Source organism: Mesorhizobium sp. WSM3868 (assembly GCF_002294785.1).
Taxonomy (GTDB): domain Bacteria; phylum Pseudomonadota; class Alphaproteobacteria; order Rhizobiales; family Rhizobiaceae; genus Mesorhizobium.
This window is the reverse complement of sequence record NZ_NSGB01000018.1, coordinates 85,266-111,230: the sequence shown is the minus strand read 5'-3', so window position 1 is coordinate 111,230 and position 25,965 is coordinate 85,266. Positions and strand designations below refer to the sequence as shown.

Genomic DNA, 25,965 nt, shown 5'->3' with positions numbered 1-25,965 from the left:
GATCCTTGTTGGAAACGCAGTCCGGTTTAGCGATTGACCAGCTTGGGTGGCGTCGTCAGCACCAGGACCGCGCCGAGCACCAGGATTGCGGCGAGCGCATACATGCCCACCTGCGTTGCGCCGGTCAAATCCTTCAGGTAGCCGACGAGATACGGGCTAACAAAGCCGGCCAGATTGCCGACCGAATTGATGAGCGCAATGCCTGCCGCGGCACCTGTCCCGGCGAGAAATGACGTCGGCAGCGACCAGAACAGCGGCGCACAGGTGATCGCTCCGGCCGCTGCAACGGACAGGAAGGCGATGGCGATCGTCAGATTCGAGCTGGCGGCCGCGACGACGAAACCGACGGCGCCGAGCAGTGCCGGAACGACCAGGTGCCAACGGCGCTCGCGATGCCTGTCAGCGCTGCGTCCGAACAGATTCATGACCACGACGGCACAGATGAAGGGGATCGCGCTGATCAGTCCGATATTGAAGTTTCCGGTGATGCCGGTCGCCTTGACCAGGGTCGGCATCCAGAAAGTCAGCCCGTACTGGCCCATCACGAAGGTGAAGTAGATCAGGCACATCAGCCAAACTCGGCGATCGCGGAAGATACCGGCTACCGAATGCCCACTCTCCTTGTGACGCTCCTCGCGTGCGATCTCCTCTTCCAGGGCCTGCTTTTCCGTTTCGCTCAGCCACTTGGCCTGACGAATGCCGTTGTCGAGGAAGAACAAGACAGCGATGCCGAGAAGGACGGCTGGAACCGCCTCGATAAGAAACATCCATTGCCATCCGGCGAGGCCGTGGGCGCCATCGAACGAATCCATGATCCAGCCGGAAAGAGGATTGCCCAATATGCCCGAGACCGGGATCGCGGACATGAACACCGCGATGATCTTGGCCCGGCGATGCGAGGGATACCAGTAGGTGAGGAAAAGGATGATCCCCGGGTAGAACCCGGCTTCGGCGACGCCCAGCAGAAAGCGCAACAGGTAGAATGTCGGCGCGGACGTGACGAACATGAAGCCAGCTGAGATCAAACCCCAGGTGATCATGATGCGCGCGATCCACATGCGCGCGCCGACCTTGTGAAGAATGACGTTGCTTGGCACCTCAAACAGGAAATAGCCGATGAAGAAGATGCCGGCGCCGAGGCCGTAGACGGTCTCGCTGAAGCCGAGGTCGGCCGACATCTGCAGCTTGGCGAAGCCGATATTGACGCGGTCGAGATAGGCAACGACGTAGCACAGCATCAGGAACGGCACGATGCGCCAGAAGACCTTGCTGTAGGCGGTCATCCTCGTTTCGATTTCGGCTACGGCTTGCGCCGGTGGCGCAGGTGTAAGCACGGTCATTGGTTCCTCCCTTGACTGTGAATGGGTTCCAGCGCGCCCCGCCGGTGGCGGTTTTGGCAGCGCTTGCGTAACCGGGTAACATGGATTGGCAGCGCTGCCAACCAAAAAATGGCAGCGCTGCCAACAATTGTTTGAAAAGGTTGCCGCGACATGGCAAAAGAGGATGGACGGAGGCGAGGACGGTCGAGTGCGACGTCGCGCTCCAGCGGGGAGATCGAAAGTGGCCGACGAGCTGGCCGACGGCATACCGACGGGGACGACGACCCTTACCGATGTCGCACGCGCGGCCGGCGTCGGCGAGAGCACCGCTTCGCGCGTGTTGCGCGGGCACGGTTCATTTTCGGCCAAGACACGCGAGAGCGTCCTCAATGCCGCGAGAAGCCTCGGCTATGTGCCGAACCGCATCGCCGGCACGCTGGCCTCGACCGGCTCCAAGCTGGTCGGGATCGTGATACCGTCGCTCAGCAACATCGTCTTTCCGGACATGCTGCGCGGCGCCAACACGGTGCTGGTGGGCGCCGGATTCCAGCCTGTCGTCGCGGTGACGGACTACGAACAGGGCCGCGAGGAAACCCTCGTCGAGTCGCTGCTTAGCTGGCGTCCGGCGGGCATGATGGTGGCCGGACTCGAACACAGCGAGCGTACCGTGGCCATGCTCAGGCACGCCCGCATCAGGGTCGCCGAACTGCTCGATTCGGATGGCGATGGCATCGACATCGTCGTCGGTTATTCCAACCGCGACGCGGGAGGCGCGAGCGCGCGTCACCTGGTCTCGCGCGGCTATCGGCGCATCGGCTATGTGGGCCACGATCTCAGCCGCGATCTGCGCGCCGCCAAACGCTTCGCCGGATTTCGCTCGGCGCTCGCAGAGGCAGGCCTTGAAGTCGCCGCGGAAGAAATCATTCCCTCATCTTCGTCGATCGAGGCCGGGCGCGACGGTCTCGGCCGGCTGCTCGGGCGCGCCCCCGATCTCGATGCCGTCTATTTCTCTAACGACGACATGGCGATTGGCGGTTATTTCCATTGCCTTGCCCGCGGCATCGCCATCCCCGGCCGGTTGGCGATTTTCGGCTATAACGGCCTGGACGTCGCACGCGCGGCGCCACAACCGCTTTCCACCATCCGGACGCCACGCGTCGCGGTCGGAGAGACCGGTGCTCGGCTGGTCTGCTCCGACGGGCCGCCGACGAAGATCGATCTCGGGTTCGAACTGATCGAGGGAGCCACAACATGAGCGAGGCAAAACTTCGCGAAGACATATGCCGCTTTGGCCGTTCCCTATTCGAGCGCGGGCTGACACCGGGATCATCGGGCAATATCAGTCTGCGGCTCGATGACGGCGGCTGGCTTGTGACGCCGACAAACGCATCGCTGGGCTTTCTCGATCCGGCTCGCCTTGCCAGGCTCGACGCGCAAGGGCAACTCGTCGCGGGCGATGCGCCGACAAAGGAAATCCCCCTGCATACCGCCCTCTACGAGACGCGGGCAGCAGCGGGTGCGATTGTGCACCTGCACTCCACCCATGCGGTGGCCGTCACCATGCTTCCCGAGATCGATCCCAAGTCGGTGCTGCCGCCAATGACGCCGTACTATCTCATGCGCGCCGGACAGACGGCTTTGGTGCCATATTTCCGTCCCGGAGACCCTGCGGTAGCCGATGCAATAAAAGGCCTCGCCGGACGCTACTCTTCGGTGCTGCTCGCCAACCATGGTCCCGTTGTCGCGGGCGAGACGCTTGAGGCGGCGGTATTCGCTACCGAAGAGCTGGAGGAAACGGCAAAGCTCTATCTGCTTCTGCGCGGCCTCAACCCCCGCTATCTGTCACCGGAGCAGGTCAGCGACCTGGTGCGGACTTTTGGGCTTTCGCTGCAGGAGCATGGTGCGCACGACCACTGAGACCCGATTTCGACCTTCGTGAGGCGCTCCTGGATTGCATAGGTTGGGGGTATTACCTGAGCATGTTGCTAAGTTTCAAAAGCTGCAGCTCAGCAGAATTCCTGCCGTCGAGATAGAAATCGGCAGCGTTCCCAAATGGGTCACCACGACGATGCCCAAGCCAGCCTGAATGCCCGCTCGTGAGCATTCGCAGCCCGAAGGTCTCCCAGCTTCCGAAGTCCAAAGCATTCCTTACCAGTGCGACGGCGCCTCGCCGTGTCTGCGGCCACGCCAGTTCAACCCAAGCGCGCTTGAATGCTTAGCCGGACTGCGCGATTGTTGCCCCAGGAAAAGGGGGGATGCGCAATGGAAAAGGCATCGCCTTGTGTGCCAGCCGAAATCCATGTCCACACGGTTGCCGATGAGGGGGGCAATCTTGGCATCCTTTCGATCCGCACGACGGAAGGCATCCTGGATATTGCCTTGGACTGCCACGCCGCCGATGCCATCGTAAGCGCAATCAGCTCCATACGACCGAAGCTGGATGCAAGCGAAAAATAAAGCCTGGCGGGAACCGGGCCAGGAGGCCTTCTGGGGGACGATCGGATCAACGTGTTCGGTTGTCCTAACGTGAAGCATGAGCATGACGGCTCGATGAAGCCACGGCAGATCATGTCTGCCATGCGCTGAGCATCAGCAGTAGCGTTGGCCAATAGCGCGTCAGCTCTGTTGAAGATCGCTATTGGTCCAGTCGCATCCGTTCACCCTCATTGCGCTGCGACAGCAACCACGCTTCATGCAATGCGGGCCGTTCGACCGCGCCGCGCCAGGAGATTGGCGATCACCAGAAGCACGATTGACAGCGCCATCATCAGCGTCGCTGCGGCGGTGATCGCCGGGCTCAATTTTTCTCGCAAGCCGATGAACATTTCGAGCGGCATAGTGCGCTGGCTGGCGCTGGCCAGGAACTGCACGACGACAACTTCGTCGAAAGAAGTGACGAAGGCGAAGGCCGCACCCGAAAGCACCCCGGGCAGGATCAGCGGCAGCATGACGCGGAAGAACGATGTCAGGGGTTTTGCGCCGGAGATCGCCGCGGCCCGCATCAGATTGCGGTCGAAACCGGTGAGGCTGGCGCCCACCGTCACCACCACGAAGGGGCTGGCCAGAGCGGTGTGCGCCAGGATGATGCCGGCATAGGTGCTGGCCAGACCGACGCGCGCGTAAAACAGGTATGAGCCGACGGCAGTGATCACAACCGGCACGATCAGCGGCGACAGCAGCAGCGGCATGATAATGCGCCGGCCGGGGAACTTCTCGTCGGACAGCGCAATCGCCGTCAGCGTGCCGAGCGTCGTCGCGATCACTGTCGTGCCCAAGGCGACGATCAGGCTGTTGCCGATTGCCGCCTGCCAGCGCTGCGTGCCAAGCACCACCTCGTACCAGCGCGTCGAAAGGCCTTCGAGCGGGAAGATGAAGAAGGAGCCGCTGTTGAAGGAAAGCGGCACCGGGATCAGGATCGGCACCAGCAGGAAAAGGATTACAAGCCCGCACCACAGCCAGAGCAGGACGATGCGGATGCGTTCGCCGGTCGTGGGGTAGGGGGACAAAAGCATGGTTACACCAGCTTAAGGCGGTCGAGGCCGAGGATACGGGCAAAGATGCCGAACAGCGCCAGCGTGAAGACGAGAAGGATGAAGGACAGCGCCGCCGCCATCTCCCAGTTCAGTTCGACATTGACGTAGTTGGCTATGAAATTGCTGATCAGCTGATCGCTCGCCCCGCCGATCAGCGCCGGAGTTATGTAATAGCCGAGGCACAGGATGAAGGTGAGCATGCATCCGGCCATCACGCCCGGGAACACCTGCGGAATGTAGATGCGGCGGAAGGCGGTGAACGGCCTGGCGCCCAGCGAATAGGCGGCCTTCATCTGCGACGGCGGGATGGTGCGCATGACGCTGTAGATCGGCAGCAACGTGAACGGCAGCTGGATATGAGTCATGGCGATGATCAGGCCGATGCGGCTGTACATCAGGTCGAGCCGGTCGCTGGTGACGCCGATAAAAAGCAGGAAATCATTGACGAGCCCGAATTTCTGCAACAGCACCGTCCAGGCTGCGGTGCGCACCAGGATCGAGGTCCAGAAAGGCAGAAGCACGGCGACGATCAGGATGGCCGCCAATCCCTTCGGCACGTTGGCGATGAGATAGGCGAGCGGAAAGCCGAGGATCAGCGTTGCCAGCGTCACTGACGCCGCGACGAAGAAGGTGCGCAGGAACACCTGGATGAAGATCGCCTGCTCCGGCGGCACCCGTTCGATGCCGCCAGCGGCGTTCCAGCGCAGGTCGAGCGCGCTGAGCAGATAGAACGAAGTGAGGCTGTTTGTGCCGCTCCGGATCGTCGGCCATGTCGACGGCGCCGACCAGAACGGCACCGATTTCATGGCCTCGAGCGCGGCTTGGCCGTCGGCGCTTTCGAGCTTGCGCACCGTCTTCAGCACCTGGCTGCGCGCGCCGGGCAAGCGGGCGTTCAGGCTCTTGGCAAGTTCATAGGCCGTGCCCTTGGCCTGGTTGTCCTTGAGGTCCGCCGCGAGCGCCGCGAACGCATCGTCGCCCGGAAGGCCCTGGCCGCTCCAGCCGGCCAGGGCCACGGTCGTCTTGGGCAAGGCATCCGCGATGGTGGGATCATAGACGGCGCGTGACAGCAGCAGCACGATCGGGATGCCGAAGCTCAGCGCCAGCAGCACGAGCAGCGGCGCCGCCAGCAGCAGCGAACGCATCCGATCGCCGAATTCGGCGCGCCGGAGCGCCGCCGACACTGATTTGAGATCCGCGTCGGCGGCTGACCGGTCGCGGGCCAGCGTCGGCCGGTCGAGTTCGCTGGGCTGGAGCGCCGACATCTCGCCTTCCTACTGGGCCAGCCAGGCGTTGAAGCGCTTGACGAGGTCCTCGCCATAGTCGCCCCAGAACTCGGTGTCGGCGACCAGATAGGCGCCTGCTAGATGGTCGGGAGCGTTGGGCAGTTTGGGCAAGGCGTCAGCCGCTACGAAGGACGCCGCGTCGGTGCGCACCGGCCCGTAGGTGATGTAGCTGGCGAGCTTGGCGTTGTTCTCGGGCTGGCTGATATAGGCGAGGTATTTGTAGGCCAACTCCGGATTGCGCGCGCCCTTCGGAATGGCGATCATGTCATATTCGAGGATCTGGTTGTTCCAGACGATCTTGAATGGCTTCTTGTCGGTGTCGATGGCGTTCTGGATGCGGCCGTTCCAGGCGGTGGTCATCACCACTTCCTTGGAGGCGAGAAGCTGCGCCGGCTGCGCGCCGGCATCCCACCAGACGATGTCCTTCTTGATCGTGTCGAGCTTCTTGAAGGCCCGGTCGACGCCTTCCGGCGTTGCCAGCACCTTGTAGACGTCCGCCGGCGCCACGCCGTCGGCCATCAGCGCCCATTCGAGGTTCTGCGCCGGGAACTTGCGCATGGCGCGCTTGCCCGGGAATTTCTTCGTGTCAAAGAGGTCGAGAACCGAGGTCGGCGCTTCCTTGAGCACGGTCGGATCATAGGCGAGGATGTCGCCGTAAGCGTCGAGACCGACACCGCAATCCAGCGCCGAGCCCTCGATGAACTTGTCGCGCGGCCCGATCTTGGCATAGTCGAGCCGTTCGAGGATGCCTGCGTCGCAACCCTGCAGCACGGTCGCCGTTTCCACTGTCACCAGGTCGATCGGCACGTTGCCCGTCTCGACCATGGCTTTGACCTTGCCGAGATCGCCGAGATATTCCTGCTCGAGGATCTTGGCGCCGGTTTCCTTGGCGAAGGGCTCAAACCAGGCCTTGCGCTGAGCGTCCTGCCAGGCGCCGCCGCTCGCCATAATCGAGAGCTCCTCGGCGAAGGCGGCGCCGGCGATGGTCATGCACGCCGTGGCGGCCGCGAGGGCGATCAGACGTGTTCTCAGATGTTTCATGTCGTTTTCCCCTGTTTTGGAATGGTACCACCCGTTCCGGCATCGGCCGGAAAGGCGCGGCAATCGTTGGGCGCGCAGGAGACCGTCACGGTCTCACCATTCGCCATCGTTGCTTCGGGGCCGAGCTTGACGGTCAGCACCTGGTCGTTGGCGAGCCTGGCCAGAAGCCGCAGGTGGTCGCCGAGATAGATGCGCCCATCGACAGTTGCCGCCAGTGCGTTGCCGCCATCGGCGGCGGCCGACAGGCTGAGCCGCTCGGGCCTGATGGCGACGTGGCAGGGACTGCCTTGCGTCACGCCGACCGCCAGCGCGGCGATCTCGCCGCCGCCGTTCAACTGGACGCGGCATTGCTCCCCCCAAACGCGGTCGACCACGCCTTCCAGCGTGTTGTTCTCGCCAATGAAGCTCGCCACAAATGAGCTTTGCGGGGTGTTGTAGAGATCGTCAGGCGAGCCGACCTGGGCGATGCCGCCCTGATTGAAGACCGCGACGCGATCGGACATCGTCAGCGCCTCGCTCTGGTCATGCGTAACATAGACGATGGTGACACCGAGCATCGTATGGATCTGCTTGATCTCGAGCTGCATGTGCTCGCGCAACTTCTTGTCGAGCGCGCCGAGCGGCTCGTCCATCAGCACCAAGCTCGGCTGGAACACCAGCGCCCGGGCCAGCGCCACGCGCTGCTGCTGGCCGCCGGAAAGCTGCGCCGGGCGGCGGTCGCCGAATTGCTTCAGCCGCACCATGTCGAGCACGCGGCCGACGCGGGCCGCGATGTCCGCCTTGCTCACCTGGCGGACGGACAGCGGAAAGCCGACATTCTCCTCGACCGTCATATGCGGGAACAATGCATAGTTCTGGAACACCATGCCGATGTTGCGCTGATAGGGCGGCAATCGGTCCACCGGCTGGCCCTCCAGCGTGATCGTGCCATGCGTCGGCCGCTCGAAGCCGGCGAGCATGTTGAGCGTAGTCGTCTTGCCGGAACCGGACGGCCCGAGCAGCGTCAAGAACTCGCCGCGCGCGACGCTGAGGTTCATCCGCGTCACCGCGAAGGTCCGCCCGTCATAGGATTTCTCGACCTCGGCGAATTCGACGAAGCCTGGCCCGGCGCTCGCCAGCACGGGACGCGCGGTGGCAACTCCGTGGGCCGGCGCAACGGCTTGGCTGGCGCTCATCGCCTTCAACCCCGGCTGCCAGCGGGCGATTGATTAAATGGCTTGCGGTCCATGCCTCGTCCTCCCGGTACCGGCCCGCCGAACTACGCGCGCCGTCCGACTTGTATGGTCACACAATTAGGCTGGAACTGACCATAGATGCGGACAAGTTTGCCCGTCAAGCCGTAAAATGCTGCATTGTGTGATAATTTTCCGAAGTTGAGTGTAGGACAACTTCTATTGTCGGGATCGTTGTCTTATGCTAAATGCCCGACAACTCAGTATCAGCCGCAGTTCGAAATCCGCATGCTCGAAAATCTTCGCCTCACCGAGGATGAAAGCCCTGTCTATCGCCGCCTTGCCGACGCGATCGCCGAACGCATCGCAACCGGCACGCTTGCCGTCGGCGACCGGCTGCCGCCGCAACGCGAGATCGCGCGCGCCCTGGGCATCAATGTCACGACCGTGACACGGGCGTTGTCCACCCTGCAGGAGCAAGGCCTTCTTGAGGCGCGTCCCGGACGCGGCACAACGGTTGCCGCCCGCGACATCGCCGAGCGGCCGGGCTTCGTGTCAGCGCCGAGCGACCAGAGCGGCGTCATCGACCTCTCGGTCAACCGGCCGCCTACGTCAGCCTATCTCGACGCCGTTGCGGCGCTGATGCCGCGTCTTTCCAAGGATCGCCACTACGCCTCGTTGCAGGATTATCATCCGCCGGAGGGACCGCTTTGGGGCCGTGTCGCGGTCGCCGATTGGTTCAAAACCGTCGCCGGTGAAGGGGACCCGGGCCGCGTCGTGCTCGCCGCCGGCGCCCAGCATGGCCTGGACTGCGTTCTTGGCGCCGTCACCCGGCAGGGCGAGGTGGTGCTGGCCGACGAGGTGACCTACCAGGGCATCAATGCGCTCTGCCGCGTGCACGGGCTTGATCTCAGGGGCGTTGCCATGGATCGCGGTGGGATGCGGCCGGACGCCTTCGAGGCAGCTTGCGCGCAGCTTCGCCCGCGCGCGGTATTCCTCGTGCCGACGCTGCACAATCCGACGACAATCACGTTGAGCCAGGAGCGTCGGCGCGAACTCGCCGCGGTCGCCCGGAGCCACAACGTGCTGATCATCGAGGACGACGTCTACCGGCCGCTGGCCGACGATCCGCCGCCGTCCTTCGCCAGCCTCGAGCCGGAGCTGACGATCCATCTCGGCGCGCTGTCAAAATGCGTCGCGCCCGGCCTGCGCCTCGGCTTCGTCATCGCCCCGCGCCCGATCGCCGGCCAGGTCGCCGCGGCGCTGCGCATCAACTGCTGGAGCATCAGCCCTTTAACCGCGCTGATCGGCGCCAGGCTGCTCGAGGAAGGCGCAGCCGCCCGCATCATCGACATCCAAAAACAGGAACTGCGCCAGCGTCAGGCTATCCTGAGCGACATCCTAGGCCGCTTCGACATCCAGAGCCACCCGACCTCGACCCATGCCTGGCTGCGCCTGCCCGAGCCGTGGCGCGGCGCGGGCTTTGCCCGCACCTGCCTGGAGCGCGGTGTCGCCGTCCTGCCAGGCGATGCCTTCGCCGTCGGCCGCGAGCCGGTCCAGCACGGCGTGCGTATCAATGTCGGCGCGGCGCGATCGCAAGAGGATCTGCGCTCGGCGCTCACCACCATGGCCGAGCTGCTCGCCGCCGGCCATCTGCAACTGCCTGGCTTTGTCTAAGACCATGGCCTCCGCGCCGAAATCAGTCGACATCGCCATCATCGGCGCCGGCGTCGTCGGCCTGGCGACCGCTTTGCGCCTTGCCGGCGAGGGTCGCGAGGTCCTGCTCATCGACCCGCACGAGCCCGGCTCGGGCGCTTCGTTCGGCAATGCCGGCACGATCGCCGAATATGCCTGCATGCCGGTCGGCAATCCCGGCGTGCTGCGCGCGTTGCCGAAGCTGCTGCTCGATCCCGAAAGCCCGTTCTCGCTGCGCTGGGCAGCGCTTTTCCAGCTCGCGCCATGGCTCATCCGCTTTGTCCGCCAGTCGCTGCCGGCGGCAACCCGCGCCAATGCACTGGCGCTTGCCGGCTTGCTCGCCGAAGCGCTGCCGGCCTGGGGCGAAATGGTGCAGGAGGCCGGACTTCAGGATCTTATGCGCCGCAATGGCTGCCTCTATGTTTATCGCCGCGACAGCGATTTTGCCGCCTCCGAGAGTGGACGGGCTTTGCGCGCCGAGCTCGGCGTTCATCAGCAGGTTCTGACCGCCGATCAGGTGGGCGCGCTGGAGCCGCGGCTGGCGGCGTTCGAGACCCAGGGGCTCTATTTCCCGGATTCGATCAATGTCAGCGATCCCAAGGCGGTGATGGCGCGGCTGGCGGCAGCCGCTACCGCCAGGGGTGCTCAACTCATGCGCGCGAGCGTCACCGGCCTCGCAACGGGGGCAGGCGGCGTGCGGCTGAGCGGCCCGGGCCTCGCCGTCACGGCGCAAAAAGTAGTGATTGCGGCGGGCGCGCGGTCACGGCCGCTCGCTGCCCAGGCCGGCGACCGGATCCCGTTGGAGACCGAGCGCGGCTATCATCTCGAGTTTCCGACCACGACACCTTTGCTCAACCGGCCGGTCTGCCCGGTCGATCTCGGTTTCTACATGACGCCGATGGACGGCAGGCTGAGAGTTGCCGGCACCGTCGAGCTGGGTGGGCTCGAAGCACCGGCCAATCCGCGCCGGCTGGCGCTGCTCGATCGCGGCGTGCGGCAGTTCTTCCCCGATCTCGGCCAGCCATCGTCGCAATGGCTAGGCTTCCGGCCGTCCCTGCCGGACTCGCGCCCTGTGATCGGACCCTCGAGGAAATCGCCGGACGTGATCTACGCCTTCGGCCACGGTCACCTCGGACTCACCCTCGCACCAATTACTGCCCGATTAGTCGCCGGCGTGATTGACGGAAAGGACAGCACATTGCTGTCCGCCTTCAGCTCGGCCCGGTTCTAAACAGGCGAATCCCACGTTTGACCGCGAGGCGGTGATGCCCCGCATCTCGGCGGTTAAGATCAACGTTGCCGGCACCTGAAAGCAAGCGTTGCGACAACAGAACCTCGCGCTGACGCATGGCCGTACCGCGTTGCCAGAGTGCGCTTGTTGAAGATGTCCTGACCGCCGGCAGCCTTACGAGATACAGGGCTGGCCGCTATTGACTTGCGGTCGAGATTGCTTCTCTCTCGCGCCGTTCGGCATTAGAGGTTCCGGCGGCGGGCGGAAACTCGCCCCGGACCGTCGCCGTCTATCGGTCGCGTTGCGGTCAGGCCGGCTTCGATGGATCTGAGAAGCTCAAGCGCGGCATTGAGCTTGCGTGTGTCGCCGCCGGCGGCCTCGGATACGGCAGTTGCCCACTCCTTGCGCACCAAGGCGTAATTGTGGGCGCCCCGCCGGGTGCGGTGGACGCTGACGCCCCGGCGATCTTGCGGGTCGACATGGCGCTCGATCAGCCCCTTGCCTTCCAGGTCGCGCAGCACGGTGGAAACATTGGTGCGCTGCAGCCCGGTCGCCGTCGCGATCTGGCTGGGCGTTGCGGAAGCGTGCGCAACCAGGTGGCGCATCACCATGCCCTCCGATTGCGACAGCGACAGCGCTTTCTCGTCCCTGTAACCGCGAAACTGAATCTCACGGGCAATGATGAGGATGAGGTCGGCCAGGTCCGCCCAGCGAACAGCCGGGGGAGCTTTGCGTGCGGACGATTCCGGGTCGGTTTCCATAGGGCGCAGTTTACAGACTTCGAACGGCTATGTATACGAGCATAATCATTATGACAACATAACTATGATTTCATACACATCTGGAGGTTCGGATGACCAACTCGACAATCGCCGCCGGGCAAGCTTGGCACACACCTCGTTCCATGGCCCGCGCCGGCGGGCTGCACGGGATTGGCGTGTACGTTCTGCTCGCCGGCGCCTTCCTGCCGATCGCCGACTTTTTCATCGTCAACGTGGCGCTGCCGACCATCGCCACCTCGCTGCAGGCTACGCCGGCCGCACTTGAGCTGGTGGTTTCAGTCTATGGTGTGGCTTACGCCGCCATGCTCGTTCTCGGCGGCAGGCTGGGCGATCGTTTTGGACGCCATAGCCTGTTCTTGGTCGGGCTCTCCGGGTTTATCCTCGCCTCTCTCGCCTGCGGTCTGGCACCCACCATCGATCTCCTTATCGCCGCCCGCCTGGTCCAGGGCGCAATGGCGGCGATGCTCGTGCCGCAGGTGCTTGCGACCTTCCAGGCCACGCTGGAAGGCGAACGCAAGACCCGGGCCATCGCGCTTTACGGCGCGACCTCGGGCATCGCCGCGGTTGTCGGTCAACTCGCCGGCGGACTGCTGGTCAGCGCCAATCTGTTCGGCACCTCCTGGCGGCCGATCTTCCTGATCAACATTCCGCTCGGCGTCATCGTGTTCTTCGCCTCGCGGGCGGTCGTGCCAGCCAACCGCTCGCCGCACCCCGCGGGCATCGACGTCGCCGGCACTGTACTTTTCGCCGCCACGCTGACGGCTCTGCTGGTGCCGCTGACCGAAGGCCACTCGCTCGGCTGGCCGGCATGGACGTGGGCAATGCTGGCTGCAGCCGTCTTGCTTGCCGTCGCGACGGTGGTCGTCGAAAGGGCCGCCGAAGCGCGCGGCGAGATGCCATTGCTGCCGCCGTCGCTGCTCAAGCTGCCCTCGATGTCGCGCGGCCTGGCCATGATCACGCTGTTTAGCGTCGGCTTCGGCGCCTTCATGTTCGTCTTCGCGCTCACCGTCCAGAACGGGCTCGGCGCCAACCCGCTCGAAAGCGGCCTCGCTATCCTGCCGATGGCGGCGATGTTCTTCATCGGTTCAGTGGTCAGCCCGCGCATCATCGGCCGCTTCGGCCGCGGGGCGCTCGCGACCGGCGGTCTCCTGCAGGCGCTTGGACTGGTCACGTTGATCGCAGTCACCGTGTCCAGTTGGCCAAGGGTAAGCCTCATCGAATTTGCCGTGCCGCTGGTCGTGATCGGGGCCGGACAATCGATGTTGTTTTCGGGCTTGTTCCGGGCCGTGCTTGCCGATGTCCCCAAGCATCTGGCGGGCGTCTCCAGCGGCGTCCTCATCACCCTACAGCAGTCGGGCCTGGCGCTCGGGGTCGCAACCCTGGGCACGCTCTACCTGGCACTGGAGCCGGCGAGCATTTCGCACGCCTTCGGCACAGTCATCGCATGTCAGTTCGTCATTGTCGTCATGCTGGTCCTGTGCACCGGGCTGCTGCCGCGGTTCAACAAGGATCAGGCCGACGCCCAGCCCGTGGAGATGTGATTTCAAATGCCGGAACAGCGCGACCGCTCCGAGCCGCGAGGCTGAAGGAACGGACCGATCGCGAGCTTTAGGTGGATGATGATCATCAGTCGTTATTCAACCGGGTGATGATGCAGACGGCGAACTCTGAATTGGACGGCGGAACCCATCTCGGGAACGCTGTGCGCGCAAACCGGCCTCGGCGCAGGTGGGTCGCGGCCTCGACGAAAAGCACATGGAGCTCTGGGATGACCGCCCCTCGCAAGATTCTCGATCACCTGTTCGACGCCACCGGAGGTGCCGAGCCCCGGCTGACCAGCGGCGACATCGTCAATCCGAGCCGCCGCGCATTTTTGGCCGCCGGCTGCTTTTGTCTGGCCTGCGGCCTGGCGACGCCGTTGTTCGCTGGCGCGCCCATGGCCAAAAGCCAGGCACCTGGGTTCCATCGTTTGACGCTCGGCGATTTTGAGATAACGGCGCTGTCCGATGGCAGCAATATGCTCCCCGCGACGAAGTTGCTGCAGGGCGACCCGGCGCGGATCGAGGAAGCACTCAAACGCAACTATCTCACCGAGGTCGTCGAGACGTCGCACAATTCCTTTCTCGTCAATACCGGAGCCAGGCTGGCGCTGATCGACGCTGGTGCCGGGTCCCTGTTAGGCCCAGGCACCGGCCACCTGCTAAGCAATCTCAGCGCATCAGGCTATCGGCCGGAGCAGATCGATGAGATCTACCTCACGCACCTGCACACCGACCACGTCGGCGGTCTCATGGTCGACGGCCAGAGAGCCTTCCCCAACGCGGTCGTGCGTGTCGAAAAGCGCGACACCGACTACTGGCTGAGCGAGGCAAACATGCACGCGGCTCCCGCTGAAGCGAAGCGGTTTTTTCAGGCCGCCATGGCATCGATCGGGCCATATCTGCAAGCCGGCAAGCTCGCCGTATTCGACGGCAACACCGATCTTGTGCCTGGCGTGCGCGCACAAACCGCCTATGGCCACACACCCGGACATACAATGTATGTGGTCGAGAGCAAGGGCGAGAAGATCGTCCTGTGGGGCGACGTCGTGCATGTCGCCGCGGTACAATTCAAGGACCCGTCCATCACGATCCAGTATGACGCCGACGCATCGGAAGCCGAGCGCGTGCACGAGCGCGCGTTCGCCGATGCGGCTGACAGCGGCTATATCGTAGGCGGCGCCCACATATCGTTTCCTGGGCTTGGCCGTGTCCGGCGCGACGCCGCGAACGTCTACTCATATGTGCCCCTGAACGGTTAGAACTGGTGCCGCGAGGAAGCCGGATCCATCTGCGCCAGTGACATCCTGGATGTCGCTTCCGCCGTAAGATCATGTCGTTCCCACGAGCGGCGCTTCTCCAACCAGCTAGCCATCGAAGGACGAACCGCAGGCGTCCGTCACGAGCGCGCGAAACCATTGGTGGGCGGGGTGCTGCTGCAGTCGTTCGTGCCAGATCAGCTTGTAGAGCAGCTTCTCGGTTTCGAACGGCAACTCGCACACCACCAGGTCACGTCCATCCGCAATCGTTCGCCACGGTCCATTGAAGAAGCCGAGCGGCACGCAGGTGATGAGGTCGCTACGCGAGACAATCTTCAGCGCGTCGGCAAAGTGATTGACCACAACGGCGATCGTCCTTGTCCGTCCCGTCAGGCTGAGCCAGCCATCCACCAAGCCGCGTTCCAGACCGGACGGGGTCGCCAAGACGTGCGCCGCGGCGGTGAATCGATCGAGCGTCAGGCAATCGGCCAGGTCATGTCCGCCGCGCATGACGCAAACGTAGCGATCTGTCCGCAGGCTCCGCACATGCATTTCTCTTGGCAGCGAGGCAAACATGCCCACGGCGCAGTCAAGGGTGCCGCGATCGATTCCTTCCAGGGAGCCTTCATGGGTATGCACCGCGAAGGAAACGCGGGCGCGCGGCGACGCGGCCTGCAATTTCAGCGTAATTTCGCTGACGCCTTCCATCGCGAGACTGTCGGTGACGGCAATGCGAAAACTGGTCGCATCCGACGCGGGATCGAACTCGTCGGGCGCGAAAGAAGCGCGAATTGCCGTGAGCGAGCGATGAAGGTCGGGCCACATCGCGACCATGCGAGCGGTGGGCTGGACCCCCGTTGCCGTCTTGAGGAAAAGTTGATCTTTAGTGAGGCGGCGGGCTCGACGCAACGCATTGCTGACCGCCGGCTGGCTCATCGCCAGGCTCGAGGCCGCACGTGTCACATTCCTCTCCAGCATGATGGCCTCAAGGACCGCAATCAGGTTCAGATCAAGGCGCACGTTATTCACCCAGCAAATGATGCATTGGTCGATTCTAAATTGGACGCATTGATGGCGGCAAGCCATCCTGATGCCGCTGATCGGAGGATAAGGCATGAATGATATAGCTCTCGCGGATGTGCTGCCGAAGCTCACCGGCAAGATCAGTCGCGACCGCATTCGACTGATGCGGGTACCGCGCCCGCCGAAGGATCTGATCGACGGCTTCAAGCGGATCGGCGACGCCACCAGCGTCATCTCGGACATCATGGATGAGCTCGGTATCACCGGCGCGGTTGGCGCATCGGTTCTGAAGCCGACCCTGCCTTCGGTGTCGATCGTCGGTCCGGCGCTTACGGTGCGCAACATCCTGCAACGCGAGCATGTCTACGAAACGGCGAAAAACCACGTCAACCGGATGGCGGAGTTCGAGGCCCACAACCTGGCGCTGCCGGGCGACGTTGTGGTGATCGAGGGCGTTGCCGGCGTTTCGAACATGGGCGGAATTTCGGCCCAAACCGGAAAACGGCAGGGCGAGGCCGGAGCAATCGTGGACGGAGGCGTTCGCGACCTCGGGCATTCGCGGCGGGTCGGATATCCGCTTTGGGCCACCGAGATAACGCCTGTCACCGGCAAATGGCGCATCGAGACCGTGGAGATCAACGGCGAAATCCAAGTCGCCAGCGTGCGCGTTGCTCCAGGCGATATCGTCGTTGCGGACGAAACCGGCGTCTGCTTCATCCCGATTGCCCGGGCCGCCGAAGTTCTGGCAAAGGCGCTGAGGAAGTCGGCGCTTGAAGAGGCCAAGTGCGAAGCAATCGACGCCGGTACCTCCGTTGCGGATTTGCCGGGCAATGCATGAGGCGATAGGTCACCCCGTGAGAAAGCTTCGCGTCGCCATCATCAACGACTACCAGGACGTGGTCCGCACGCTGGACTGCTTCTCCAGGCTGGACGGCCACGACGTCACGATCTGGACCGATATCATCGAGGATGTCGACATTCTGGCAGATCGCCTGGCGGAGGCGGACGTCCTGGTGCTGATGCGCGAGCGCACCAAGATCGACGAAGCTTTGCTGAGCCGCCTTCCCAAGCTGAAGCTCATAAGCCAGAACGGCCACATTCCCCACATCGATCTGGCGGCCTGCGACAGGCACGGTGTCGTCGTTTCGTCCGCTCTGACGTCGCGTCCGTCCTATTCGACGGTCGAACTCACCTGGGGGCTGATTCTTGCGGCGATGCGCAACATTCCTTTCGAGAGCGCGTCGCTGCGGCAAGGCCGTTGGCAGACCACCATAGGCCTCGGCCTGCGCGGCCGCGTCCTCGGCATCTATGGTTTCGGCCGGTTGGGCTCGATGGTGGCGCGGATCGGCAAGGCTTTCGGCATGGAAGTGCTGGTCTGGGGACGCCAAGGTTCGTTGGATCGCGCTAAGGCCGAGGGTTTCAGCGTGGCACAAGACAAGCCGTCCCTGTTCAGGCTGTCGGATGTTCTCAGCTTGCATCTGCGGCTGAATGCCGAGACCACCGGCGCGATTGGGCCTGACGACCTGGCCTTGATGAAGCCGACGGCTTTGCTTGTGAACACCAGCCGTGCCGAGCTGATCCAGCCGGGCGCTTTGGTGGCGGCGCTGAAGAGCGGTCGCCCCGGCAAGGCGGCAGTCGACGTGTTCGAACGCGAGCCGCTCACCAATCCGGACGACGCCCTGCTCAGGCTTCCAAACGCCCTGTGCACGCCGCATCTCGGCTATGTCGAGCGCGACAACTATGAGTTCGCGTACGGCAATGCGTTCGACCAGATCGTAGCCTTCGCGGGCGGAACCCCGATCAATGTCCACTCCGCTGGCGGCCAGAAACAGGATCACTGAAATGAACCTCGAGCTCGACGGGAAAATTGTCCTCATAACCGGGGGCAGCAAGGGAATAGGGCTGGCCTGCGCACGCGCCTTTGCCAGGGAAGGGGCCCGCGTGGTGATTGTGTCACGCAGCCAGGAGAACCTCGACAACGCCAAGAAAAAGCTGGCCGCCGAGGGGCTGTCGGCAACGAGTTTCGCCGCCGATCTGTCGGACGGGCTTGCGGCAAAGCAAATGGTCGCCGCGCTCGAGGAGCAGGTGGGGCCGATCGCGTCCCTGGTCAATTCGGCCGGCGGCGCCAGGAGAGTTGCCCCCGACGAACTGACGCCGGACAAATGGCGTGTCGCGATGGACGCGAAGTTCTTCACCTACATGAACGTCACCGACTACGTCCTGCCGCTGATGGTGGCGCGGGGCGCCGGCACGATCGTCAACATAGTCGGCACCGGCGGGAAGATCGCGTCACCCATGCATTTGCCGGGAGGCGCCGCCAACGCGGCGCTGATGCTCGCCTCGGCGGGGCTGGCAGCGGCGTGGGGGCATGCAGGCGTAAGGGTGAACGTGATCAATCCGGCCGCCACCATGACCGAACGCCTGCAATTGTCGCTTGAAGTCGAATCCAGGGTGACTGGCAAGACGCCGGAAGAACTGCTGCGGCTGAACGAGCAGCGAATTCCGCTGCGGCGCTACGCAAATCCTGAAGAGGTGGCCGATGCCGCGCTTTTCCTCGCCAGCGCAAGATCCTCCTACGTGACGGGCGCTTCGCTGACCATGGACGGAGGACTTACGCCACTGGTTGTCTAGCCAGCGTCGCATCGACAAAACGGGAGGAAAAGATGTTCACTTGGTACAGGGAGTTGACGTCGCGCGAGCGGAACACCTTCTGGGGCTGTTTCGCCGGCTGGGCCGTCGATGCGATGGATGCGCAGCTCTTCAGCTTCGTGCTGCCGATCCTCATCGCGGCCTGGGGAATGACGACGGCGCAGGCCGGCTATCTGGCCACCGCGACGCTGCTCTCCGCGGCGATCGGAGGGTGGCTCTGCGGCTATCTCGCCGACCGTTTCGGCCGTGCCCGCATCATGCAGTTCACGATCCTTTGGTTCTGCGCCTTCACTTTCCTTGCCGGGTTCGCCCAGGACTTCCAGCAACTGATGGTCTTGCGCATCATGCAGGGGCTGGGCTTCGGCGGCGAGTGGGCGGCCGGTGCGGTCCTGATGGGCGAGATCATCCGCGCCGAACATCGCGGCAAGGCCGTAGGCACCGTCCAGAGCGGATTCGGCATCGGCTGGAGCGCCGCCGCCATATTGGCTGGCGTGGTCCTGGCGCATTTGCCCCAGGATTACGGATGGCGCGTGCTGCTGATGATCGGTGTGCTCCCCGGCGTGCTGGTGCTCTATCTGCGCCGCAAGATCGAGGAGCCGGAGATCTTCGTCAAAACGCGCGAGCTCGTCGAGAAGAGCGGCGTTCGGCCCGGGCTGGGTGCGATATTTCAGCCTGACGCCCTGCGCGTGACGATCCTTTCTTCATTGCTGGCATTCGGCGTGATCGGAGTCGGCGGTGCGATCGTCAACTGGCTGCCGACCTTCATGAAGACGGTGCGCGAACTGTCGCCGAGCGCATCTGGATATTACCTGTTCGTGGTGACCGGCGGCTCGTTTTTCGGATTTCTGGCCAGCGCATACCTGGCCGATCGTCTCGGGCGGCGGCGGACGTTTCAGCTTTTTCTGGTATGTTCATGGCTGATCACCATCGCCTATATGTTCCTGCCGCTCTCCGGCTGGTCGCTGATTATCCTGGGTGCGCCGTTCGGCTTCTTCACCATCGGAAACTATGCCGCGCTCGGCCCGTTCTTCACCGAGCTTTTCCCCTCCGCCATCCGCGCCAGCGGTCAGAGCTTCGCCTACAATTTCGGTAAGGCGGCCGGTGCGGCCGCCGTATCCAGCATCGGAATACTGGCGCAACATATCAGCCTGGCGGAGGCGATCGGCCTTGTCGCGCTGTTGGGCTACAGCATCGCATTCGCCGCGACCCTGATGCTGCCCGAGACGCGGGGAATTCAGCTGACGTCCGGCTATGAACCGCCCGCGCCGCATCTCGACACCGGCGCTTCCTCGCCACCCGCGCAAGCCTCGGTTTTGCGCGCGAGACGATAGGTCCTTCCAGCCGCACTCGTGCGCCAGGCATTCAGACCAGCCGTTCACGAATTTCCCGCTACGGATCGCGAAGGATCAGCAGAACCATGCGCAAAAGTATTTCGGTGAAAGGGCTGAGCCACAGGCATCCAGTTCCCAATGCCTGCCGGATCGGCAACATGGTGTTCTCGGGGGCGATTCATGGCGTCAGTCCGACGACGCAGGAATTGCCGGCCGGAATGGCGGCTCAGTCGGCCAATGTGTTCGCCAACATGCGCGCCGTCATCGAGGCCGCCGGCGGCAGCGCGGAGGACATCATCAAGGTGGATATCTATCTCCGCGACAGCAGCGACAGGGTCGCCGTCAATGAAGAATGGCTGCGGATGTTTCCAGATTCCGAGTCGCGTCCGGCCAGGCACATTAGGCCGTTGACACCGGACAGCGCTTCCCTGGTGCAATGCGAATTCGTCGCAGTTGTCGAGCTCTAGATTTGCATCTGCTGTACTCAGCGCTCGCAATTTCTGCGTGAGATCAGTTCAGGTCGATGCATGCCGGCGCCTGCCGGTGAAGTGGTCACCTAAGACGCCGATCCACACAGCTTTCAATCGTGCGTGCGCTGCTGCCAGAAGGTGACGGCAAGCTGCTCGAGATGCGTGCGCATGGCCTGCTCGGCGCGATCGGGATCACGGGCCGCGATGCCGTCATAGATCGCCTTGTGCGCCTCGAACGCCGTCTTTTCCTGCCCCTTTGCCGCAAGGGTCACCGTGCGCTGTTCCTTCAGCCACTCCGAGATCTGGTCGTGCAGCGCGATGAAGACTGGATTGCGCGCCATCTTCGCCAGTTCGAAGTGGAAGGCGATGTCGGTTGAGGTGAAGCGCTCGCGGTCGCCGATCGCTTTCCGGTTGGCTTCGAGCGCAGTCGCCAGCGCCTCGAGGTCCGTGGCCGTCGCGTGCCGGGCGGCCTCGCGCGCCAGCCCAACTTCGAAGAACAGGCGCGCGCCCTGGAAGTAGCGATGTCCCTCCTCGGTCGAAAGCATCTGGCGCACGGCCGGCGCCATGCCAGTGAAGATGTGCGAGGCGGTCGGCATCAGCACCTTGGCCCGCGCGCCGTTGGTGAGTTCGACCAGCCCGGCCTTCTGCAGCGAGATCAGCGCCTCGCGGATGGCGGGCCGGCCGACGCCGAAGCGCGTCTGCAGGTCGCGCTCCGGCGGCAGCTGGTCTCCGGGCTTCAGCTTGCCCGACAGGATCTGCGCCTCGAGATGCGAGGCCACGTGCTCGAAGAGCTTCTTGCGTTCTATAACGAGAGGATCGACCATAGACCTTTCATACCATCATACTTGACAACCATGCAACTGCTTGCAAGGATGACCGCAACATAACCAGACAAGGCCGGATCGGCTAGCGGCTTCGCTCGCCGAAAGCGCGTTTCCACAAGATCCCGGAAACGGCGCCCCGGCTTTGCCGAAAACAACCCGTCGTGGGACAGGGAGCGAAAGACATGCGGATCGCCATTCTGGGCGGCGGCGGTGCCATGGGCGGCATTTTCGGCGGCTATCTTGCCCGAGCAGGCAATGACGTGACGCTGATCGACGTCTCGAAGCCGGCCGTGCAAGCGATCAACGACAACGGCCTCACGATCGAGGAGAAGGACGGCTCCCGGCCGGTTATCCGCGTTCCGGCAACAACGGAGCCGTCGAAGGTCGACCGGTCGACCTGATCATCAACTTCGTCAAATGCTATCACACCGATGCTGCGGTCGCGCGGCGGCCCCGATGATCGCGGGGGAAACGGCGGTGCTCAGCCTGCAGAACGGCTGGGGTAACGCGCCGCGCATCGCCGGCATTGTGGGCGAAGACAAGGTTCTGGTCGGTCTGACTTACCACGGCGGCACGTTGCTCGGCCCCGGCAGGGTGAAGCATCCCGGCGTCGGGATGACCTATATCGGCGAACTGAGCGGCAAGGCGACACCTCGCCTGGACAAGGTGGTCGAGACCTTCCGTGCCGCGCAGATCGAAACCACCAGGTCCGAGCGCATCCTGGACGAGGTATGGAAGAAGCTGGCGCTGAACGCCTGCACGCTGCCGGTCGCCGGCCTACTGCATCTCATGTCGCACGAACTGGTCGCCTTCGACGGCGCCAAGTCGCTGATGGCGGCAATCCTGAAGGAAGTCGTGGCGGTTGCCAAAGCGCAGGGCATTTCGCTCGATTATGACGAGCGCTGGGCCGCCATAACGGGGTTGCTGGAGAAGGCCGTGGGCGGCAAGGCCTCCATGCTCCAGGACGTCGAGGCGCGGCGCCAGACGGAGATCGAGGTCATCAACGGCGCCATCGTCGACGCCGGCAAGCGCACCGGCGTGGCCACGCCGGTGAATGAAACCATGGTCTGGATGATCCAGGCCAAGCAAGCTCACTACCTTCAGGCCAAGGCATAGCCATGCCGGCCGCACTTGTCAGCGCTTGAGGTCGACATGGCGCCGCGCCTCCACATCTCGCAGCTTTGCAAGACGTTCCCCGGCGTTCGGGCACTCGACGACGTGTCGATATCGGTCGAGCCCGGTGAAATCCGGGCACTGCTTGGCGAGAACGGTGCCGGCAAGTCCACGCTGGGAAAAATCGTTGCCGGCGTCTACAGCCGCACCAGCGGCGAGGTGCGGCTCGACGACGCCGTACTCGGCGACCTCGACGAGAAGGCGACGGGCGAGCTGGGCATCGGCATCGTCCATCAGGAAGGCTCGCTGGTGCCGCAGCTGTCGGTCGCGGAAAACATCTTTGCCGGCCGTCAGCCGACAAAATGGTTCGGCCAGGTCGATATCCGGCTGATGCGCGAAAGAGCGCACGCTCTCATCGCCCAGCTCGGCGTCGCCATCGATCCGGCAATGAAAGTGGCATTCCTGTCGCCAGCCCAGGCGCAGATCGTCGAGATCGCCAAGGCATTGTCGCGCGAACTGAGGCTGCTGATCCTCGACGAGCCGACGGCGGCGCTGACGCTGACCGAAACCGAAAAGCTCTTCGAGATCGTGCGCCGGCTGGCCAGGGACGGCGTTTCGGTCATATATGTCTCCCACCGCCTAGCCGAGATCTTCGCGCTCTGCGATTCCGTCACGGTGCTCAAGGACGGGCGGCTCGCCGGTACGCGCAAGGTCGCCGAGACGACGACGGACGAGTTGATACGGCTGATGGTCGGGCGCGAGGTTCATCTCACCCGCGCGGCTTCGGCGCGGCAAGCGGGACCGATCGTTTTTGAAGCCCACGGGGTCTCCGCGCCGCCGCTTGTGCGCTCGGCTTCGATCACCGTGCGCGCCGGTGAGGTTGTTTGTCTTGCCGGATTGATCGGTTCCGGGCGGAGCGAATTCTGCGAGGCCATTTTTGGCGCCAGGCGCCGCACGGCCGGCGACATCCGGATCGGAGGCGCACCGGTCGACCCTCACGGCCCGTGGGACGCCAAGCACGCCGGCATCGGCATGGTTCCGGAGGATCGCAAGACGTCGGGTCTCTTCCTCGGGATGGACCTCGTCAACAACATCGCCGCCACTGTGCTTTCGAAGGTCTCGTCCGGCGCCAACTTCTCCAACAGCAAGGCCGAACGACTCGCAGGCGGTTTCGTCAAAGAGCTGCGCATCGCCACCCCCAGCGTGCGCAAGATCGTCGGCGAGCTTTCGGGGGGCAACCAGCAGAAGGTCCTGCTCGCGAAATAGCTGGCCATGGAGCCGCGCCTGCTCATCGTCGACGAGCCGACGCGCGGCGTCGATGTCGGCGCTCGTTCCGAAATTTATCGCCTGCTGCGCGGACTGGCGGAGAAGGGCGTGGCGCTGCTCGTCGTCTCGTCCGAGCTGCCCGAGGTGCTGGCGCTTGCGGACCGGATCGTCGTGATGGCCGAGGGCCGCACGGTCGGGGAACTGCCGGGCGAGGGGGCGACCGAAGAGCAGGTGTTGCGGCTGGCGACCCGGTTCACGTCCTCGGTCGCGAACGTACGCGAGGAAGCGGTTGGAGCATGAGCGTGGCACAGATATCCGAGAACGAAGCGCAGGCCCCGGTCGAACAGCGCGAGGCCCTGCCGCTGCGCATTGTGCGCCGCCTGGCCAACTCGCGTGAGCTGACATTGTTCGTGCTCGTCGTGCTGCTCGCGCTGGCGATGACCATCGTCTATCCGCACAACTTTCCTACCGGGCCCAACATGCGCGCCGTGCTGCTCAATCTGGCACCCGTCGGCATTCTCGTCTGCGGCATGATGCTGCTGATGATCGCCGGCACATTCGACCTGTCCGTCGGATCGACGCTCGCGCTTTCCGGGGTCTGGGCAGGTGTAGTTGCCGGCTGGTGGGGCTGGCCGGCAGAGGCAGCTCTTCTCGTCGGCGTTCTGGTTGGTGCGGTTGCCGGCTTGATCAACGGGCTGATCGTCACGCGCATCGGCATCAACGCGCTGATCGCGACGCTCGGCACGCTCACCATCTATCGCAGCCTGACCTATGTGACGGCCGGAACGGGCGTCACGCCGATCTCCGACAGCTTCGCCGAATATGGCCGCGCCGCCGATCCGATCCTGCGCATCCAGTCGCCGTTCTGGGCGATGCTGATCCTCGTGCTGGTCGGCGGCTGGCTGGTCGCGCGCACCCGCTTCTTCCGCCAGTTCTATTTCGTCGGCGGCAACCCGCGCGCGGCCCAACTGTCCGGCATCCGCGTCGACAGGCTGATCCTCATCGGCTTCATCACAATGGGTGCGCTGGCAGGCATCGCCGGTGTGCTCGGGGCGGCGCGGCTCAACAGCGCTGTTGTCAATGCCGGCGTCGGCATCGAACTCAAGGTCATCACCGCAACGGTCCTTGGCGGCGCCAGCCTCAAGGGCGGCGAGGGCACCGTTCTGGGCGGCATTCTCGGCGTGCTTTTCATAGCGCTGATCGAGAACGCCATGATCATCAACGCGGTTGGCGTTTTCTGGCAGGGACTGGTCGTGGGGCTTGTCCTGCTGTTCGCCGTTTCGCTCGACCGCTTCAAGACCGCGGGCCGCGGCTAGGCCGGCGGGAACCGAGGGGAATCCGGCAAGGCCGGTGGACTGCAAAAAACTGGGAACAGAACCCAATCAGGAGGAAACGGGAATGCGCTTTATGATGAAATCGACATTGGTCGCCTTGGGGATAACGGCGCTCGCGGCAGCCGTAACGGCACCGGCGCGCGCGCAGGAATCGTCTTTCGGCCCAGCCGACGCGAAGGAAACCTATTACTGGATCTCCAACAAGGCCAACCTGCCGCTCTTCGTGCAATACGACTATGTCGGCATGAAGAAGATCGCCGAGGAGCTCGGCGTCAAGGTGGTTGTGGCCGGCCCGACCGATTTCGACCTGCCAGGCTTCATCGCCGCTGTCGATCAGGTCTGTGCCCAGAAGCCGAACGGCGTGTCCGTGGTGGGCGGCTGGGATCCGTCGCTGACGGAATCGGTCAAGAAGTGCCTGGAGCAGGGCGTCCCCACCGTCGTCGATGACGGCGACCTGCCGGACTCCGGACGTCTCGCCTACATCGGCACGAACTGGACGCAGGTCGGTGTCGCTCAGGCCAAGAAGATGATGGAGAAGCTGCCCAATGGCGGCAAGCTGGCCATGATGTCGATCATCAACGCCGGTAACATGCGGGAGGCAGTCGCCGGCTTCAAGGCCTATATCGAGGCCAATGGCGGCGGCAAATACAACATCGTCTCCAACGAGGACGACGGCGGCGATGCGCAGAAGGCGGCGCAGGTGACGGCCGCGATCCTCGCTGCCCATCCCGACATCGCCGGCTTAGCGGGCTTCGATTCGGAGTCGGGCGCCGGCATCGTGACCGCGTTGCGTGAGGCCGGCAAGAATCCGGGCGACATCAAGGTGACGGCGATGGAGCAGACGCCGGACTTCTTCAAGACCGCCAAGGAAGGCTGGGTCGACGGCATAGTGGTGCAGAACCGCGAACTGTTCATCTACTACGCGGTCAAGATCCTGCACGACTACAACCACAACGGACTGAAGTCCGCCGGCCTCGGCGCCAGCGACGGTGGCCGCCCGGTTCCGGACACGCTCGACACCGGCGTGCTGCTCGTCACCAAGGACAATGTCGACAAGGTGACGGCCGCGCTCGGCGTCAAGTAGTCGACCACCACACTGAGG

The 25,965-nt window shown here is 63.9% G+C and carries 26 protein-coding genes; 18 read left to right on the top strand and 8 right to left on the bottom strand.

The features are described from left to right. Positions 1–26: 26 nt before the first annotated feature. On the bottom strand, positions 27–1,283 hold the full coding sequence (locus tag CK221_RS24310) for an MFS transporter (protein ID WP_245430736.1): 1,257 nt from the start codon (positions 1,281–1,283) through the stop codon (positions 27–29). Positions 1,284–1,560: 277 nt separating this feature from the next. On the opposite strand from CK221_RS24310, the gene CK221_RS24305 reads away from it, so the two are divergent. The 3 genes from CK221_RS24305 to CK221_RS24295 all read left to right on the top strand — a co-directional run bounded on the left by CK221_RS24305 (position 1,561) and on the right by CK221_RS24295 (position 3,776). Continuing rightward, positions 1,561–2,574, top strand: coding sequence for a LacI family DNA-binding transcriptional regulator (locus tag CK221_RS24305; protein WP_245430731.1), 1,014 nt, complete (start codon positions 1,561–1,563; stop codon positions 2,572–2,574). After that, complete coding sequence (locus CK221_RS24300; RefSeq protein ID WP_095779537.1) at positions 2,571–3,236, top strand: aldolase; 666 nt, start codon at positions 2,571–2,573, stop codon at positions 3,234–3,236. The genes CK221_RS24305 and CK221_RS24300 overlap by 4 nt, the downstream gene beginning before the upstream one ends. A 345-nt stretch (positions 3,237–3,581) precedes the next feature. Next, a complete protein-coding gene (locus tag CK221_RS24295) occupies positions 3,582–3,776 on the top strand; it encodes a hypothetical protein (protein ID WP_095779536.1) in 195 nt (64 codons plus the stop codon). Between the two features lie 233 nt (positions 3,777–4,009). Here CK221_RS24295 and CK221_RS24290 read toward each other — a convergent pair whose 3' ends face one another. The 4 genes from CK221_RS24290 to CK221_RS24275 are packed head-to-tail and all read right to left on the bottom strand — an operon-like array spanning position 4,010 to position 8,351. After that, positions 4,010–4,831, bottom strand: a complete 822-nt coding sequence (locus tag CK221_RS24290; protein WP_066994704.1) for an ABC transporter permease — start codon at positions 4,829–4,831, stop codon at positions 4,010–4,012. A 2-nt stretch (positions 4,832–4,833) separates the two neighbouring features. After that, positions 4,834–6,114 (bottom strand): ABC transporter permease, encoded by a 1,281-nt coding sequence (locus CK221_RS24285; protein WP_095779535.1) that lies wholly within the window; start codon positions 6,112–6,114, stop codon positions 4,834–4,836. A gap of 9 nt (positions 6,115–6,123) precedes the next feature. Then, positions 6,124–7,176, bottom strand: coding sequence for an ABC transporter substrate-binding protein (locus CK221_RS24280; protein WP_066994707.1), 1,053 nt, complete (start codon positions 7,174–7,176; stop codon positions 6,124–6,126). Then, on the bottom strand, positions 7,173–8,351 hold the full coding sequence (locus tag CK221_RS24275; RefSeq protein ID WP_095779534.1) for an ABC transporter ATP-binding protein: 1,179 nt from the start codon (positions 8,349–8,351) through the stop codon (positions 7,173–7,175). Before CK221_RS24275 ends, CK221_RS24280 begins: the two co-directional genes overlap by 4 nt. Before the next feature lie 285 nt (positions 8,352–8,636). Here CK221_RS24275 and CK221_RS24270 point away from each other — a divergent pair, with 285 nt between their 5' ends. Together CK221_RS24270 and CK221_RS24265 are read left to right on the top strand one after the other, a co-directional pair. Further along, positions 8,637–10,025: a PLP-dependent aminotransferase family protein gene (locus CK221_RS24270; protein ID WP_095779533.1), complete on the top strand. Its 1,389-nt coding sequence runs from the start codon at positions 8,637–8,639 to the stop codon at positions 10,023–10,025. A 4-nt stretch (positions 10,026–10,029) separates the two neighbouring features. Next, on the top strand, positions 10,030–11,274 hold the full coding sequence (locus CK221_RS24265) for an FAD-dependent oxidoreductase (RefSeq protein ID WP_095779532.1): 1,245 nt from the start codon (positions 10,030–10,032) through the stop codon (positions 11,272–11,274). A gap of 242 nt (positions 11,275–11,516) precedes the next feature. Here the strand turns inward: CK221_RS24265 and CK221_RS24260 are convergent, their stop codons facing one another. Further along, positions 11,517–12,035, bottom strand: a complete 519-nt coding sequence (locus tag CK221_RS24260; RefSeq protein WP_095779531.1) for a MarR family transcriptional regulator — start codon at positions 12,033–12,035, stop codon at positions 11,517–11,519. Positions 12,036–12,127: 92 nt separating this feature from the next. Here CK221_RS24260 and CK221_RS24255 point away from each other — a divergent pair, with 92 nt between their 5' ends. Further along, entirely contained in the window at positions 12,128–13,597 is a 1,470-nt protein-coding gene (locus tag CK221_RS24255) for an MFS transporter (protein ID WP_245430730.1), read from the top strand. 227 nt (positions 13,598–13,824) lie between these two features. Continuing rightward, the gene (locus tag CK221_RS24250; RefSeq protein WP_082980455.1) at positions 13,825–14,856 is read left to right on the top strand and encodes an MBL fold metallo-hydrolase; all 1,032 of its coding nucleotides are present in this window, start codon (positions 13,825–13,827) and stop codon (positions 14,854–14,856) included. A 105-nt stretch (positions 14,857–14,961) separates the two neighbouring features. Here the strand turns inward: CK221_RS24250 and CK221_RS24245 are convergent, their stop codons facing one another. Then, positions 14,962–15,873 carry a LysR family transcriptional regulator gene (locus CK221_RS24245; protein WP_245430729.1) on the bottom strand — a complete coding sequence of 304 codons (912 nt, stop codon included), beginning with the start codon at positions 15,871–15,873 and terminating at the stop codon, positions 14,962–14,964. 94 nt (positions 15,874–15,967) lie between these two features. On the opposite strand from CK221_RS24245, the gene CK221_RS24240 reads away from it, so the two are divergent. The 5 genes from CK221_RS24240 to CK221_RS24220 all read left to right on the top strand — a co-directional run bounded on the left by CK221_RS24240 (position 15,968) and on the right by CK221_RS24220 (position 20,323). Next, complete coding sequence (locus CK221_RS24240; protein WP_095779529.1) at positions 15,968–16,714, top strand: RraA family protein; 747 nt, start codon at positions 15,968–15,970, stop codon at positions 16,712–16,714. Between the two features lie 16 nt (positions 16,715–16,730). Continuing rightward, positions 16,731–17,717 carry a D-2-hydroxyacid dehydrogenase family protein gene (locus CK221_RS24235; RefSeq protein WP_245430728.1) on the top strand — a complete coding sequence of 329 codons (987 nt, stop codon included), beginning with the start codon at positions 16,731–16,733 and terminating at the stop codon, positions 17,715–17,717. 1 nt (position 17,718) lies between these two features. Further along, a complete protein-coding gene (locus tag CK221_RS24230) occupies positions 17,719–18,507 on the top strand; it encodes an SDR family oxidoreductase (protein WP_095779527.1) in 789 nt (262 codons plus the stop codon). Between the two features lie 32 nt (positions 18,508–18,539). Beyond that, positions 18,540–19,856: an MFS transporter gene (locus CK221_RS24225; protein ID WP_095779526.1), complete on the top strand. Its 1,317-nt coding sequence runs from the start codon at positions 18,540–18,542 to the stop codon at positions 19,854–19,856. 86 nt (positions 19,857–19,942) lie between these two features. Further along, the gene (locus CK221_RS24220; RefSeq protein WP_095779525.1) at positions 19,943–20,323 is read left to right on the top strand and encodes a RidA family protein; all 381 of its coding nucleotides are present in this window, start codon (positions 19,943–19,945) and stop codon (positions 20,321–20,323) included. A gap of 113 nt (positions 20,324–20,436) precedes the next feature. On the opposite strand, the gene nanR is transcribed toward CK221_RS24220, so the two are convergent. Then, on the bottom strand, positions 20,437–21,150 hold the full coding sequence (nanR, locus tag CK221_RS24215) for a transcriptional regulator NanR (protein WP_095779524.1): 714 nt from the start codon (positions 21,148–21,150) through the stop codon (positions 20,437–20,439). Between the two features lie 182 nt (positions 21,151–21,332). On the opposite strand from nanR, the gene CK221_RS31115 reads away from it, so the two are divergent. The 6 genes from CK221_RS31115 (at position 21,333) to CK221_RS24195 (ending at position 25,947) form a co-directional block, all read left to right on the top strand. Beyond that, the gene (locus tag CK221_RS31115; protein WP_280952192.1) at positions 21,333–21,551 is read left to right on the top strand and encodes a 2-dehydropantoate 2-reductase N-terminal domain-containing protein; all 219 of its coding nucleotides are present in this window, start codon (positions 21,333–21,335) and stop codon (positions 21,549–21,551) included. 55 nt (positions 21,552–21,606) lie between these two features. Then, positions 21,607–22,266, top strand: a complete 660-nt coding sequence (locus CK221_RS24210) for a 2-dehydropantoate 2-reductase (RefSeq protein WP_280952191.1) — start codon at positions 21,607–21,609, stop codon at positions 22,264–22,266. A 36-nt stretch (positions 22,267–22,302) separates the two neighbouring features. After that, complete coding sequence (locus CK221_RS24205; protein ID WP_245430727.1) at positions 22,303–23,529, top strand: sugar ABC transporter ATP-binding protein; 1,227 nt, start codon at positions 22,303–22,305, stop codon at positions 23,527–23,529. Between the two features lie 6 nt (positions 23,530–23,535). Next, positions 23,536–23,829, top strand: coding sequence for a hypothetical protein (locus tag CK221_RS30860; RefSeq protein ID WP_245430726.1), 294 nt, complete (start codon positions 23,536–23,538; stop codon positions 23,827–23,829). 2 nt (positions 23,830–23,831) lie between these two features. Then, complete coding sequence (locus CK221_RS24200; RefSeq protein ID WP_245418707.1) at positions 23,832–24,845, top strand: ABC transporter permease; 1,014 nt, start codon at positions 23,832–23,834, stop codon at positions 24,843–24,845. Positions 24,846–24,927: 82 nt separating this feature from the next. Then, a complete protein-coding gene (locus tag CK221_RS24195) occupies positions 24,928–25,947 on the top strand; it encodes a substrate-binding domain-containing protein (RefSeq protein ID WP_095779522.1) in 1,020 nt (339 codons plus the stop codon). The last annotated feature ends 18 nt before the right edge of the window (positions 25,948–25,965 follow it).